This is a genomic window from Hydrogenophaga sp., from assembly GCF_022844385.1.
GTDB lineage: Bacteria > Pseudomonadota > Gammaproteobacteria > Burkholderiales > Burkholderiaceae_C > Hydrogenophaga.
On the sequence record NZ_JALHLX010000099.1, the window covers coordinates 1 to 13,551 of the forward strand.

The 13,551-nt window shown below is 63.6% G+C and carries 19 protein-coding genes and 1 tRNA gene; 8 read left to right on the forward strand and 12 right to left on the reverse strand.

The genetic code is table 11. The features are described 5' to 3' along the window. The first annotated feature begins 138 nt into the window (after positions 1–138). The 6 genes from Q0C59_RS14645 to Q0C59_RS14670 all read left to right on the forward strand — a co-directional run bounded on the left by Q0C59_RS14645 (position 139) and on the right by Q0C59_RS14670 (position 2,090). Entirely contained in the window at positions 139–459 is a 321-nt protein-coding gene (locus Q0C59_RS14645) for a BON domain-containing protein (protein ID WP_291216681.1), read from the forward strand. A gap of 67 nt (positions 460–526) precedes the next feature. Continuing rightward, positions 527–721 carry a glycine zipper 2TM domain-containing protein gene (locus tag Q0C59_RS14650; RefSeq protein WP_370654291.1) on the forward strand — a complete coding sequence of 65 codons (195 nt, stop codon included), beginning with the start codon at positions 527–529 and terminating at the stop codon, positions 719–721. A 57-nt stretch (positions 722–778) separates the two neighbouring features. Next, entirely contained in the window at positions 779–1,156 is a 378-nt protein-coding gene (locus tag Q0C59_RS14655; RefSeq protein WP_291216684.1) for a hypothetical protein, read from the forward strand. 17 nt (positions 1,157–1,173) lie between these two features. Beyond that, positions 1,174–1,557: a hypothetical protein gene (locus Q0C59_RS14660; protein WP_291216686.1), complete on the forward strand. Its 384-nt coding sequence runs from the start codon at positions 1,174–1,176 to the stop codon at positions 1,555–1,557. Beyond that, complete coding sequence (locus Q0C59_RS14665) at positions 1,554–1,931, forward strand: hypothetical protein (protein WP_291216687.1); 378 nt, start codon at positions 1,554–1,556, stop codon at positions 1,929–1,931. Before Q0C59_RS14660 ends, Q0C59_RS14665 begins: the two co-directional genes overlap by 4 nt. Positions 1,932–1,940: 9 nt before the next feature. Next, a complete protein-coding gene (locus tag Q0C59_RS14670; RefSeq protein ID WP_291216689.1) occupies positions 1,941–2,090 on the forward strand; it encodes a lmo0937 family membrane protein in 150 nt (49 codons plus the stop codon). 15 nt (positions 2,091–2,105) lie between these two features. On the opposite strand, the gene Q0C59_RS14675 is transcribed toward Q0C59_RS14670, so the two are convergent. Further along, positions 2,106–2,465, reverse strand: coding sequence for a translation initiation factor Sui1 (locus Q0C59_RS14675; RefSeq protein WP_291216690.1), 360 nt, complete (start codon positions 2,463–2,465; stop codon positions 2,106–2,108). 74 nt (positions 2,466–2,539) lie between these two features. On the opposite strand from Q0C59_RS14675, the gene Q0C59_RS14680 reads away from it, so the two are divergent. Continuing rightward, on the forward strand, positions 2,540–3,790 hold the full coding sequence (locus tag Q0C59_RS14680; RefSeq protein ID WP_291216691.1) for a DEAD/DEAH box helicase: 1,251 nt from the start codon (positions 2,540–2,542) through the stop codon (positions 3,788–3,790). 48 nt (positions 3,791–3,838) lie between these two features. Here the strand turns inward: Q0C59_RS14680 and Q0C59_RS14685 are convergent. The 11 genes from Q0C59_RS14685 to Q0C59_RS14735 form a co-directional block, all read right to left on the reverse strand. Further along, positions 3,839–3,913: transfer RNA gene (locus Q0C59_RS14685), tRNA-Val, on the reverse strand. A 69-nt stretch (positions 3,914–3,982) separates the two neighbouring features. Then, positions 3,983–4,690, reverse strand: a complete 708-nt coding sequence (gene dnaQ / locus Q0C59_RS14690; protein ID WP_291216692.1) for a DNA polymerase III subunit epsilon — start codon at positions 4,688–4,690, stop codon at positions 3,983–3,985. Further along, positions 4,690–5,028: an ISC system 2Fe-2S type ferredoxin gene (gene fdx, locus Q0C59_RS14695; protein ID WP_291216694.1), complete on the reverse strand. Its 339-nt coding sequence runs from the start codon at positions 5,026–5,028 to the stop codon at positions 4,690–4,692. Before fdx ends, dnaQ begins: the two co-directional genes overlap by 1 nt. A 5-nt stretch (positions 5,029–5,033) precedes the next feature. Further along, positions 5,034–6,905 carry a Fe-S protein assembly chaperone HscA gene (hscA, locus tag Q0C59_RS14700; RefSeq protein ID WP_291216696.1) on the reverse strand — a complete coding sequence of 624 codons (1,872 nt, stop codon included), beginning with the start codon at positions 6,903–6,905 and terminating at the stop codon, positions 5,034–5,036. Positions 6,906–6,936: 31 nt separating this feature from the next. Further along, on the reverse strand, positions 6,937–7,455 hold the full coding sequence (gene hscB, locus Q0C59_RS14705) for a Fe-S protein assembly co-chaperone HscB (RefSeq protein WP_291216705.1): 519 nt from the start codon (positions 7,453–7,455) through the stop codon (positions 6,937–6,939). 64 nt (positions 7,456–7,519) lie between these two features. Next, positions 7,520–7,843, reverse strand: coding sequence for an iron-sulfur cluster assembly protein IscA (gene iscA, locus Q0C59_RS14710; protein WP_069046694.1), 324 nt, complete (start codon positions 7,841–7,843; stop codon positions 7,520–7,522). A gap of 13 nt (positions 7,844–7,856) precedes the next feature. Then, positions 7,857–8,243 carry a Fe-S cluster assembly scaffold IscU gene (gene iscU, locus Q0C59_RS14715; RefSeq protein ID WP_069046695.1) on the reverse strand — a complete coding sequence of 129 codons (387 nt, stop codon included), beginning with the start codon at positions 8,241–8,243 and terminating at the stop codon, positions 7,857–7,859. Positions 8,244–8,255: 12 nt separating this feature from the next. Further along, positions 8,256–9,473: an IscS subfamily cysteine desulfurase gene (locus tag Q0C59_RS14720; protein ID WP_291216698.1), complete on the reverse strand. Its 1,218-nt coding sequence runs from the start codon at positions 9,471–9,473 to the stop codon at positions 8,256–8,258. Between the two features lie 94 nt (positions 9,474–9,567). Further along, positions 9,568–10,104 carry a Fe-S cluster assembly transcriptional regulator IscR gene (iscR, locus tag Q0C59_RS14725; RefSeq protein WP_291216699.1) on the reverse strand — a complete coding sequence of 179 codons (537 nt, stop codon included), beginning with the start codon at positions 10,102–10,104 and terminating at the stop codon, positions 9,568–9,570. Between the two features lie 373 nt (positions 10,105–10,477). Continuing rightward, entirely contained in the window at positions 10,478–12,598 is a 2,121-nt protein-coding gene (gene uvrB / locus Q0C59_RS14730) for an excinuclease ABC subunit UvrB (protein ID WP_291216701.1), read from the reverse strand. Next, positions 12,552–12,926 (reverse strand): DUF6172 family protein, encoded by a 375-nt coding sequence (locus Q0C59_RS14735; RefSeq protein ID WP_291216706.1) that lies wholly within the window; start codon positions 12,924–12,926, stop codon positions 12,552–12,554. Before Q0C59_RS14735 ends, uvrB begins: the two co-directional genes overlap by 47 nt. 88 nt (positions 12,927–13,014) lie before the next feature. Here Q0C59_RS14735 and Q0C59_RS14740 point away from each other — a divergent pair. Further along, the coding region (locus Q0C59_RS14740) for a 3'-5' exonuclease (protein ID WP_291216703.1) at positions 13,015–13,551 on the forward strand (537 nt) is incomplete at its 3' end.

Below are 13,551 nucleotides of genomic sequence, written 5' to 3' on the forward strand. Positions count from 1 at the left end.
GAAGGTGCGTCAGCGCACAGACGGTTGCGAAATCTCCTTTTAGAGTCAACACATTGGCGCCGGGGCTTGATGCCCCGCACCATGCGGTGACCTTGCGAAAACGTTGGGCCACGCGACCCAACCACTCCAAGGAACACCATGAAAACACGTCAATTCTTCCCCATCGCCATGCTCGCCGTTGCCGCATCCGTCATGACCCTGGCAGGCTGCTCCACCGGCCCCAAGCAGGCCAGCGCCGGCCAGTACATCGACGACACCGCCATCACCGGCAAGGTGAAGGCTGCGATCTTCAACGACGCATCCCTCAAGTCCGCCGAAATCAACGTCGAGACCTTCAAGGGCGCCGTGCAGCTCAGCGGATTCGTGAACTCGCAAGCCGATATCCAGCGCGCCGTCGCTGTGACGCAAGGCGTTTCCGGCGTGACCTCGGTCAAGAACGACATGCGTCTGAAGAAGTGACCTGAGCCTCGCGCTCCCCTTTTTATCCATTCAGGAGATCACCATGAAATCCATTGCAACGCGCTCAATGACGATCGCAGCATCCATCGCCCTGCTGGCTGGCCTCACCGCCTGCAGCGGCATGTCTCGCCAAGACCAGAACACCGCCGTTGGCGCAGGTGCTGGTGCCGTGGGCGGCGCTGTGCTGACGGGTGGCAGCACCATCGGCACACTGGGTGGCGCAGCCATCGGTGGCCTGATCGGCAACCAGGTCGGCAAGTGATCGATGCCGGCTTCGGCCGGCTTTCGACTCCTTCCCACCCCTTCACGAAAGACGCTCATGATCACATCTGACAAATCCGTCCGCGACGAACTCTCCAGCGTGGCCCAAACCGCCGAACGTGCTGCCAACACAGCACGCCAGGGCATAGGCCAAGGCTTGCAAGAGGTGTCCAGCGGCCTTGAGCACGCACGCTCGGAGACCGGCAACGCCCTGCGTCAACTCGCTTCCGAATCGGACGCACTGCTGCACCGTGGCATGGACAAGGTGCGCGACGCGTCGGGTCAGCTGCGCGAGAAATCGCTGCACGCCCGGGACACCGCAACCACCTACATCCAGCATGAGCCCATGAAGTCGGTGCTCATGGCCGCTGCCGTGGGTGCAGGTTTGATGGCGCTGGTGGCGCTGTTCAGCCGCAACAACCACAACGGTCGCTGATCGCACAGGCCCTGCCCATGCTTCACCCCGTGTTCCGCCTGGCGGCGTCACAGCCGCAACTGCTCGCGGAGCACGCGGCCGGCTACGCCGGTTTGCTGGCTGAAGAAATGACCAGCAGCGGTTTGCAATTCAAACGCCGCATCACACTGCAGATCGTCGGGCTCCTGGGCCTGATGGTGGCAGCCATCCTGGGCGGTGTGGCCGTGTTGTTGTGGGCTGCATTGCCCGCAGGCTCACTGCAGCAACCTTGGCTGTTGTGGTTCACCCCACTGCTGCCTGCCGTGCTGGGTGCCTTTGCACTTTTCGCGGCGAAAGGTGACAACGCGCCACCGGCCTTTGCCACCTTGCGTGAGCAGTTTGCACAAGACGCTGCGCTGCTGCGCCGGACCACCGCACCATGAACCGACCCGAATCTGCCCGGCAACGCCTGGAGCGCAGTCGCGCCCTGGTGGTGCAGTGGCTCGACCACGATCAAGACCGGCGCGACGCGTTTGCCCACAGCGGCCTTGGCCAACTCGCGGCATTGCCGTGGGTCAGAAGCATCGGCAGCCATCCCCTGGCCAGTCTGGCCGTGGGGGCGCTCACGAAGTGGTGGATGAAGCCGCGCGTTGCGCGCTCCTCGACCGCCGGTGTTCTGGCGTTGGGCACAGGCCTGGGCCTGCTGCGCCGCCGGCCCTTGTTGACCTTGATCACCGTGACGGCCATCGGCGCGCTGGCCTGGTGGACACAGGTTCGAAAACGGTCACCCACTCTTCCCATTGCCCCGTTGAAATAAGGAAACACCATGCTGTACACCATCGCCGTCGTTCTGCTCGTCCTCTGGCTGCTGGGCCTGGTCACCTCCACCACCCTGGGCGGCTTCGTTCATGTCTTGCTGGTGATTGCCGTGGTCATGGTGCTGCTGCGCCTGATCAGCGGACGCAAGACTTTCTGACCCCGCTGCGGGCGCTCAGCCGCCCGCGCGTTTGACGGTGTGGCCTTGCGCCTGGAGCGCGGCCACCACCTTGTCCACGTGATCGCCCTGGATCTCGATCACGCCGTCCTTGACGGTGCCACCCGATCCACAAGCCGCCTTCAGCCGCTTGCCCAGTTCGGCCAGCTCCTGGCCCATCAGCGCCACGCCCTTCACCAGCGTGACCGCCTTGCCGCCGCGCCCTTTGGTCTCGCGCGACACCCGCACCACTCCATCACCCGCAGGCACAACAGCCCGTTTGCACGCGCATTGCGCCACCGGTTGACGGCAATCGGGGCACATGCGGCCTGCTTCGGTGGAATACACCAGACCCCCGGTGGAAAGCTTGTTTTTCATGGGGCTGGATCGTAGCCTGCCCTGCGCTGTCAAGCGCGGCCGACCGGTACACTGGGCCGAACCATTCCGACACCATGCCATTCCACGCCCTGGGCCTCGCGCCCGCCCTCGCCCAAGCCGCTGCCGAACTCGGCTTCACCACCCCCACACCCATTCAGGAGGCGGCCGTTCCTGCGGTGCTCAGCGGGGGCGACGTGCTCGCCACCGCCCAGACCGGCTCCGGCAAGACCGCCGCCTATGTGTTGCCATTGCTGCAGCGCCTCATGGTCGGCACGGGTCACACACCACGGCGCGTGCGCGCGCTGGTCTTGGTGCCCACGCGCGAACTGGCAGCGCAAGTGGGCGAAGTCGTGCGCAGCCTGTCGCAACACCTGCCAGGCAAGACCAAAACCGCCGTGGTGTTCGGTGGCGTTTCCATCAACCCTCAAATGCTCGCCCTGCGCGGAGGTGCCGATGTGGTGGTCGCCACGCCCGGGCGGCTGCTCGATCTGGTGGAACACAACGCCCTGAAACTCGCCAGCGTGGAACTGCTCGTGCTCGACGAAGCCGACCGGCTGCTCGACCTCGGCTTTGCCGAAGAACTGGCCCGCGTGCTGGCCCTGCTGCCCGCCGTGCGCCAGAACCTCTTTTTCTCGGCCACCATCCCGAACGCCGTGCAGGAGCTGGCCAACACCCTGCTGCGCGAGCCACAGCGCATCGATGCGCCCAGTGTCGACGTGAAAGAGGCGGTGGTCGTGCAACAGGCTTATCTGGTGGACACGACCCGCCGCACGCAGCTGCTGCGCCAGCTCATCAAGACACAAGGCTGGCAGCGTGTGCTGGTGTTCGTGGCCACGCAGTACCTGGCCGAGCGCGTGGCCTCCAAACTGCACCAGGGCGACCTCTACGCGACCTCGTTCCACGGTGGCTTGAGCCAGGGCGCGCGCAAACAGGCGCTCGACGAGTTCAAGGAGAAACGCTGGGACGTGGTGGTGACCACCGACCTGGCCGCCCGAGGCATCGACATCAGCCAGCTGCCGGTGGTGGTGAACTATGACCTGCCCCGCTCGGCCGTGGACTACGTGCACCGCATCGGCCGCACCGGCCGTGCTGGCGCCAACGGCCTGGCTGTGAGCTTCGTGACGCCCGCCACCGAGGCGCATTGGCGGCTGATCGAAAAACGCCAGGGTCTGAGCCTGCCGCTGGAGGTGGTCCCTGGCCTGGAGCCCCTTGAGGTGGCGCCGGTGAGCGAAGCTGGGGGCGGCGTGAAGGGCAAACGGCCCAGCAAGAAGGACAAGCTGCGCGCTGCAGCGCAGAACAGCAACAACGATTCGCAAGAACCATGAAAAAAGCCCTTGCGATGTCTCGCAAGGGCTTGGTTCACAGCTGTGGGCTGGTGGGCGGTGCAGGGTTCGAACCTGCGACCCCTGCCGTGTGAAGGCAGTGCTCTACCACTGAGCTAACCGCCCGAAAAATCGGATCCGTCTGCGTGGTCGATCTGTCGGAAGCCTCAGATTATAGCCAGGTTTTCGACGTGTTCAGGCTGCCTCAAGCGAACGCCACACGGTTTTTCCTTTGCTGGCCTTGTCCAAGTCGGCCAACACACTGTCGTGCGCCAGCGCTTCCTGTTCATTGGCGCGCAGCACCGGCAAGTCAAAGCCACTCAGATCCAGCATTTCCGTGAGTCCGTTCTCGTCGGGCGCGTCGCCCAGATCCATCAGCAACGCGTCCTGGCCACGCGTCATGTTGATGTACACATCGGCCAACAGCTCGGCGTCCAGCAGCGCACCGTGAAGCGTGCGGCCCGAGTTGTCCACGCCGAGGCGGTCGCACAGAGCGTCCAGGCCGTTGCGTTTGCCCGGGAACATCTCCTTGGCCATCACCAGGCTGTCGGTGACCTGGCCGATCACGGTCTTGAGCGGTGGGCGGCCCATTCGATCGAGTTCCTTGTTGAGAAAGCTGATGTCGAACGGCGCGTTGTGGATGATCAGTTCGGCGTCGCGCAGGTACTCCAGCAACTCGTCGGCGATGGCGGCGAACCTGGGTTTGTCCCGCAGGAACTCGTTGCTGATGCCGTGCACCTTGAGCGCGTCCTCGTGGCTGTCGCGCTCCGGGTTCACGTAGAAATGCAGGTTGTTGCCGGTCAGCTTGCGGTTGAGCAGCTCCACACAACCGATCTCGATGATGCGGTCGCCGTTGTCGGCGGACAGGCCCGTGGTCTCCGTATCAAGAACGATCTGGCGCATCAGTGCAGTTCCTTGGCGTGGTTGATCGAGTACTTCGGAATCTCGACCGTGACATCGCCCTGCGCCAGGATGGCTTGGCACGACAGGCGCGAGTTCGGCTCCAGGCCCCAGGCACGGTCAAGCAGGTCTTCTTCAGTCTCGTCGAGCTCGTTCAGGCTGCTGAAGCCCTCGCGCACGATCACGTGGCAGGTCGTGCAGGCCGCGCTCATGTCGCAGGCGTGTTCGATGTTGATCTTGTTGTCGAGCAAGGCTTCGCAGATCGAGGTGCCCGCAGGCGCCGTGATGCTGGCGCCCTGGGGGCAGTATTCGGGGTGGGGCAGGATCTTGATGATGGGCATGGGGTTCAGACTTCTTCGAGTTTTTTGCCGGACAAGGCTTGCTGGATGCCGCGGTTCATGCGCAGCGCGGCGAAGGGTTCGGTGGCCTTGGCCAGCTCGGTGGTCGCAGCTTCGATCGCCTGAGCGTCGTCGCCTGCAGCGGTGGCCGCCAGCGCAGCGATGAGGGCGTCGATCTGCTCTCGCTCGCCGGGCTCCAACAGGTCGGCGTCGGCAGCCAGGGCGGTGCGAGTGGCGGCGATCATGCGATCGGCGTCGACGCGGGCCTCGACGAGTGCACGCGCCTTGATGTCTTGCTCGGCGGTGGCGAAGCTGTCCTGCAACATGGCAGCGATCTGCTCGTCAGACAGGCCATAGGCGGGCTTGACGTTCACGCTCGCTTCAACACCGCTGCCCTGCTCTTTCGCACTCACCGACAGCAAGCCATCAGCGTCCACCGTGAAGGTCACGCGGATGCGCGCCGCACCGGCCACCATGGGTGGAATGCCGCGCAACTCGAAACGTGCGAGGCTGCGGCAGTCGGCCACCAGATCGCGTTCGCCCTGCACCACGTGCAGCGCCAGCGCGGTCTGGCCGTCCTGGTAGGTGGTGAAATCTTGCGCGAGCGCAGTCGGGATGGCGCTGTTGCGGGGCACGATGCGCTCAACCAGGCCACCCATGGTTTCGATGCCAAGCGACAGCGGAATCACGTCCAGCAGAAGCAGGTCGCCGTCTCGGCTGTTGCCGGCGAGTGCGTTGGCCTGGATGGCGGCGCCCAGCGCCACCACCTCGTCGGGGTTGAGATTGGTCAACGGCTCCTGGCCAAAAAATTCGCCAACGGTGCGGCGCACCACGGGCATGCGGGTTGAACCACCGACCATGACCACGCCCTTGACCTCGTCTTTGGTGATACCGGCGTCGCGCAGCACCTTGCGCACCGCCGTCATGGTGCGGGCGGTCAGTGCAGCCGTGCAGGTCTCAAAATCGGTGGACGTGACGACCTGCTCAAGGGTCTTGCCCGCCACAACGGCCCGAAAGGTTTCACTTGCGGAAGACGACAGGGCCTCTTTCACGCGGCGTGCTTCGGCATGCACCGCGGCACGTTCCGAGGCGTTGGGCGAACCGGTCACACCTGCCCGGGCCAGCACCCAGGCGGCCAGCGCCTGGTCATAGTCGTCGCCGCCCAGGGCCGAATCACCGCCGGTGGCCATGACTTCAAACACGCCTTTGGTGAGGCGCAGGATGGAGATATCGAAGGTGCCACCGCCCAGGTCGTAGATGGCGTAGACGCCTTCCGAGCCGTTGTCCAGGCCGTAGGCAATGGCAGCAGCCGTGGGTTCGTTGATCAGGCGCAGCACGTTGATGCCGGCCAGTTGTGCCGCGTCTTTGGTGGCTTGGCGCTGTGCGTCGTCGAAGTACGCCGGCACGGTGATCACGGCGCCATACAGTTCGTCATCAAAACTGTCCTCGGCGCGAAAGCGCAGCGTGGCGAGGATCTCGGCGCTCACCTCCATCGGTGTCTTGCGGCCTGCCACGGTCTCGACCACGGCCATACCGTCTTGTTCGACCACGTTGTAGGAGAGTTTGTCCACATCGACCACCTGCGCGCGGGTGCGACCCATGAGGCGCTTGACCGAGCTCACCGTGTTGGCGGGGTCCTGCACCTGCGCGGCCAGCGCGTCAAAACCGATCTGCCGACCCGAGCCGCCTTGCGCGGGATCAAGGTAGCGCACCACGCTGGGCAGGATCACGCGGCCATCGGTGGCGGGCAGGCATTCGGAGATGCCGTGGCGCACGGCGGCCACCAGCGAATGCGTGGTGCCCAGGTCGATACCCACCGCCACGCGGCGTTGATGCGGGTCGAGGGATTGGCCGGGTTCGGAGATCTGCAGAAGCGCCATGGGTCACGATCGGTTCAAAGAAAACAGCCGCCTATTGTCCCAGCAGATCGATGCGGCTTTCCACATCGCGCGCAAAGCGCTCAACGAACATAAGGGCTCTGACCTGCTGCGCCAGTGCGGGCCAGTCGCGCAGCGCGTCGGCAGTGGTCTGCAGGCCATGCAACATGGCGCGGCGCGCCTTGGCCACGTCGTCGGCCATGCGCTCCAGATCATCCAGCCCACTGGCTTCTTCCAGGTCTTCGCGCCACTGCATTTGCTGCATGAGGAATGCCGCCGGCATGGCCGTGTTGTTCTCGGCCTGGATTGGTGCGCCATGCATCTCGCACAGGTACGCGGCCCTCTTGAGCGGGTCCTTCAGGCGCTGGTAAGCCTCATTGATGCGCACCGACCACTGCATGGCCTGGCGCTGTGCCTGCGCGTCGGCGGTGGCAAAGCGGTCGGGGTGGGCTTCACGTTGCAGGTCCTTCCAGCGGGCATCGAGAGCGTCGCGGTCCACAGCAAAGCCGGGTTCAATGCCGAATATCTCGAAGTCGTTCGATTGCAAATTCAGGTTCATAAAACAAAAGCCGCCGACGCTTTGACGCGCGGGCGGCTTGAAAGGACATTACAAAACATCAGACCCGGAAGCTCTCGCCGCAACCGCACCGGTCGCGCTCGTTCGGGTTGTTGAAGCGAAAGCCCTCGTTGAGGCCTTCGCGCACAAAGTCGAGCTGTGTGCCGTCGATATAAGCCAGGCTCTTGGGATCGACCAGCACCTTCACGCCGTTGTCCTCGAACACCACGTCTTCCGGGGCGATCTCGTCGGCGTACTCCAGCTTGTAGGCCATGCCGGAGCAGCCCGTGGTCTTCACGCCCAGGCGCACGCCCACGCCCTTGCCGCGCTTGGCAATGTAGCGGGTGACGTGCCGCGCAGCGGCTTCGGAAATGGAAATGGACATGGCGCCTTGCAGCTCAGTGGCTGTGCTTCTTGCGGTAGTCGTCCACCGCGGCCTTGATCGCGTCTTCGGCCAGGATGGAGCAATGAATCTTCACCGGCGGCAGCGCCAGCTCTTCGGCGATCTGACTGTTCTTCAGCGCCGCCGCTTCGTCCAGCGTCTTGCCCTTGACCCATTCGGTCACCAGGGACGAAGAGGCGATGGCCGAGCCGCAGCCGTAGGTCTTGAAGCGCGCGTCTTCGATCACGCCCGTGGTCGGGTTCACCTTGATCTGCAGCTTCATCACGTCGCCGCAAGCGGGCGCGCCCACCATGCCGGTGCCAACGCTGTCGTCGCCCTTTTCAAACGACCCCACATTGCGGGGGTTTTCGTAGTGGTCAACCACTTTTTCTGAATAAGCCATGGTCTTTCTCCTTCAGTGCGCTGCCCACTGGATGGTGGACAAGTCGATTCCGTCTTTGAACATTTCCCACAAGGGGGACAACTCGCGCAACTTGGCCACGTTCTCCTTGATCGTGGCGATCGCGTAGTCAACTTCTTCTTCGGTCGTCCAGCGGCCAATCGTCATGCGCAGGCTGCTGTGGGCCAATTCATCGCTGCGGCCCAGGGCGCGCAGCACATAGCTGGGCTCAAGACTGGCTGAGGTGCAGGCCGAACCCGACGACACCGCCAGACCCTTGATGCCCATGATCAGCGACTCGCCTTCAACATAGTTGAAGCTCATGTTGAGGTTGTGCGGAACGCGTTTCGTTTCGTGGCCGTTGATGAAAACCTCTTCCACGTCCTTCAGACCGGCCAACATGCGGTCGTGCAAGGCCTGGATACGCTGGTTTTCTTCATGCATCTCGGCCTTGGCAATGCGGTAGGCCTCGCCCATGCCCACGCACTGGTGGGTCGGCAGCGTGCCTGAGCGCATGCCACGCTCGTGGCCACCGCCGTGCATTTGCGCTTCGATGCGGATGCGCGGCTTGCGACGCACGTACAAAGCGCCGATGCCTTTGGGGCCGTAGGTCTTGTGCGAGGTCAAACTCATCAGGTCGACTGGCAGTGTCTGCAAGTCGATATCGACACGGCCGGTGGCTTGCGCTGCGTCCACGTGCAAGATCACGCCCTTTTCGCGGCAAATGGCACCAATCGCTGCGATGTCCTGGATCACGCCGATCTCGTTGTTCACGAACATGACCGAGGCGATGATGGTGTCGGGGCGGATCGCAGCCCTGAAGGCCTCAAGATCGAGCAACCCATCGGCCTGCACATCCATGTAGGTCACTTCAAAACCCTGGCGCTCCAGCTCACGACAGGTGTCGAGCACGGCCTTGTGCTCGGTCTTCACCGTGATGAGGTGCTTGCCCTTGGTCTTGTAGAAATGCGCTGCACCCTTGAGGGCGAGGTTGTTGGACTCGGTCGCACCGCTGGTCCAGACGATTTCGCGCGAATCGGCGTTGATCAGGGCGGCCACTTGTTCGCGCGCCGTCTCTACGGCCTTCTCGGCCTCCCAACCCCATGCGTGGCTGCGCGATGCCGGGTTGCCGAAGTGCTCGCGCAACCAGGGAATCATGGCGTCCACCACCCGCGGATCGCAGGGGTTGGTGGCGCTGTAGTCCATGTAGATGGGGAAGTGGGGAGTGCTCATGGCTGACGGCCTCGGGGCTGGCTGGATTGTTCGAACAATGGATGACGATGAAACTGCTTCGTGCAGCCCGGAGCAGAGCTCCGGGCCCGCAAGCTCATTTGGAGAACGCGGCTCCACCCAGTGCAAACACCGAGTTGGGCGCGTTCACGCGAATGGGCTTGACCACCGGCGCGCTGGAAATCGCGCGTTTGATCATGGGTGCGTTCTCCACCACCACGCCTTTGGCGAGTTGGTCGTCCACCAGTGACTGGAGGGACACGGAGTCAAGGAAGTCGACCATCTTGGTGTTCAGCGCGGCCCAAAGTTCGTGCGTCATGCAACGGTGTCCTTCGCCCATGCAGTTCTCCTTGCCGCCGCACTGCGTGGCATCGATCGGCTCGTCCACCGACACGATGATGTCGGCAACGGTGATCTCTGATGCCTTGCGGCCCAGGGTATAGCCACCGCCCGGCCCACGCGTCGATTCGACGAGTTCGTGGCGGCGCAGCTTGCCGAACAACTGCTCAAGGTAGGACAACGAAATCTGCTGTCGCTGGCTGATGGCCGCGAGCGTGACGGGTCCGTTGTTCTGGCGCAGGGCCAGGTCAATCATGGCTGTGACCGCAAAGCGGCCTTTGGTCGTGAGGCGCATTTTTCAAGCTCCTTGAATGTTGGCTTGACTGTCGTTGACTGGCCCACGGGTTTGACCCCTTGAACCCCTTCTCCGCCCACCCCGACCGATGCTGGTCGCTTCATCGAAGGCTTTCCCGACTGTTTTCGTCGAGTATAGCGTAAAAGCCTAGTGATTTGCTCAGCATCTTAAACCATAAACGCTGTTTGTCCATGACAAACAGCGTTTATGACCACAAAGATCACAAAGATACTGGATGGTCGCAGCTCACTGGGCGGACGCCCAAGTGAGACTGGTTTTCGCACAGTTCGTTCAGCCACAAGGGAAAAACAAAGTCGCTTCACGAGCGCAACGCGCGGCTGCTTGTGGGCCGGGCACGTTTCAGTGCCCGGGTTCAGGCGACGTTGTCCATGCCAGACGCGCCAAACACCGAGGCCTTCAGACGCCCCAGTTGGTCGCGTACGCTGGCCGCTTTCTCGAATTCGAGGTTGCGCGCGTGCTCCAGCATCAGCTTTTCAAGCCGCTTGATCTCACGCGCCACGTCCTTCTCGCTCATCTCGTCGATGCTGGCGCGGTGCGCGCTCTCGGCAGCCAGGCGATCGGCTTCCCTGCCCGCCTTCTCGCTGTAAACGCCGTCGATCAGGTCCTTGATGCGCTTGTTGATGCTGCGCGGCTCGATGCCCATGGCCAGGTTGTGCGCCACCTGTTTGGTGCGGCGCCGGTTGGTTTCGTCGATCGCCTTCTTCATCGACTCGGTGATGCGGTCGGCGTACAAAATGGCGCGGCCATTGAGGTTGCGCGCGGCACGGCCGATGGTCTGGATCAGGCTGCGCTCGGAGCGCAGGAAGCCTTCCTTGTCGGCATCGAGAATGGCCACCAGCGACACCTCGGGAATGTCCAGGCCCTCGCGCAGCAGGTTGATGCCGACCAGCACGTCGAAAGCGCCCAGGCGCAGGTCGCGCAAGATCTCCACCCGCTCCACCGTATCGACGTCGCTGTGCAGGTAGCGCACCCTCACGCCGTTTTCGGTCAGGTAGTCGGTGAGCTGCTCGGCCATGCGCTTGGTCAGAGTGGTGATCAGCACACGCTCGTTCTTCTCCACGCGGATGCGGATCTCCTGCAGCACATCGTCCACCTGGTGGGTGGCGGGACGAACTTCGAGTTCAGGGTCCACCAGTCCGGTGGGCCGCACCAGTTGCTCGACGACCTGGCCGGCATGCGTCTTCTCGTAGTCGGCCGGCGTGGCCGAGACAAACACCACCTGGCGCATGCGCTGCTCGAACTCGTCGAACTTCAAGGGTCGGTTGTCCAGCGCGCTGGGCAGGCGAAAGCCGTATTCCACCAGCGTGGTCTTGCGCGCGCGGTCGCCGTTGTACATGCCGCCGAACTGGCCAATGAGCACGTGGCTCTCGTCCAGAAACATCATCGCGTCCTTGGGCAAGTAGTCGGTCAGGGTGGACGGTGGCTCGCCCGGCAGGCTGCCGGAGAGGTGGCGCGAGTAGTTCTCGATCCCCTTGCAGTGGCCGACCTCGCTGAGCATTTCCAGATCAAAACGCGTGCGCTGCTCCAGCCGCTGCGCCTCCACCAGCTTGCCCATGCCCACCAGCTCCTTGAGCCGGTCCGCCAGTTCCAGTTTGATCGCTTCGACCGCACTGAGAACCTGCTCGCGAGGCGTCACGTAGTGACTGCTGGGGTAGACCGTGAATCGGGGGATCTTCTGCCGCACCTTGCCGGTGAGCGGGTCGAACAGCTGCAGGGTCTCGACCTCGTCGTCGAACAGCTCGATGCGGATCGCCATCTCGGAATGTTCGGCCGGAAACACGTCGATGGTGTCGCCGCGCACGCGGAACTTGCCGCGCGAAAAATCTTGCTCGTTGCGCGCGTACTGCATGCGCACCAGCTGCGCAATCAGGTCGCGCTGGCCGACCTTGTCGCCCACACGCAGCGTCATCACCATCTGGTGGTAGCTCTCGGGCTTGCCGATGCCGTAGATGGCCGAGACGGTGGCCACGATGATCACGTCGCGCCGCTCCAGAATGCTCTTGGTGCAACTCAGCCGCATCTGTTCGATGTGCTCGTTGATCGCGCTGTCCTTCTCGATGAACAGGTCGCGCTGCGGCACATAGGCCTCGGGCTGGTAGTAGTCGTAGTAGCTGACGAAGTACTCGACCGCGTTCTTCGGAAAGAACTCGCGGAACTCGCTGTAGAGCTGCGCGGCCAGCGTCTTGTTGGGCGCGAACACGATGGCCGGGCGGCCGAGCCGCGCGATCACGTTGGCCATGGTGAAGGTCTTGCCCGAGCCGGTCACGCCCAGCAGGGTCTGGAACACTTCGCCGTCGTTGACGCCTTCCACCAGCTGGCGGATCGCCTCGGGCTGGTCACCCGCAGGCGGATAGGGCAAAAACAGCTCGAAAGGCGAGCCAGGAAAGCGAACGAACTCACCCTCGGCGGGTGGCCCGTTGTCCACCTCAAGCAGCGGGGTCTTCGGTGGTTGGGGCAGTGTGATCGGGAGCATCGGCAGATTGTGCCGGATGGTCATCTTTGGCGCTGGTGCCGGGCGGGCGGGCCTGGCGAACGCCGGGCTTGGCCAGGACCTCGACGTAGGCCTCGGTGGCGCCCTCTTTCGCCACCTCGTCCAACCGGCTCATCAGGGCGGAAAGATGCACCACCTCGGCTGTGTCTTTCGTCGCGCCGCAGCGGCAGTCGAAGTCCAGAAAATCCACCCCTTCCGGCAAGTCGCGGCGGCGCTCACGCTTGAGGTATTTGCGGATTTCGTGTTTGACGGCCTCGAGCACGCGGTCGGGGTGGCGGCCCTCTTGGGTCAGCTGAAAGGTTTTTCTCATGGCGGTCTGGCGCGGGCGGCGCGAAGTCAGGGAACAAGTCCGGGAATGAAGGGCGCGATTATGCGCGCCGGGGTATCCTGCGTCGCACATGACAGCCCGCGAACAACACCCCACGCCCAGCAAGGACGAGATCGCCCTGCTCGAACCTTTTGAGCGCCTGGGCCTGGACCGCATCGTGCTGGTGAACACCGCTGCGCAGGCGCGCGAAGCCTGCGCCGAACTGATGGACCAAGCCGTCTGGGGGTTTGACACCGAGTCCAAGCCCACTTTCTTCAAGGACCAGCTCTCCGACGGGCCACACATCGTTCAGCTCGCCACGCTGCAGCGCGCCTGGGTGTTCCAGCTGCACGACCCAGCCTGCCGCGACCAGGTGGCGGCCTTGCTGGCCAACGGTGCTCACACCAAGGCCGGCTTTGGTCTGGGCGACGACACCAAACGCATCGTCTCCAAACTTGCCGTGGAGCCGGCCGCGGTGCTGGAGCTCAACACCGTGTTTCGCGAACGCGGCTACCGCAAGGACATGGGCGTGAAAGGCGCCGTGGCGGTGCTGTTCAACCGGCGCTTCCTCAAATCGAAGAAGGCCGCCACGTCGAACTGGGCCAACCCGCACCTGAGCGAGGCGCAG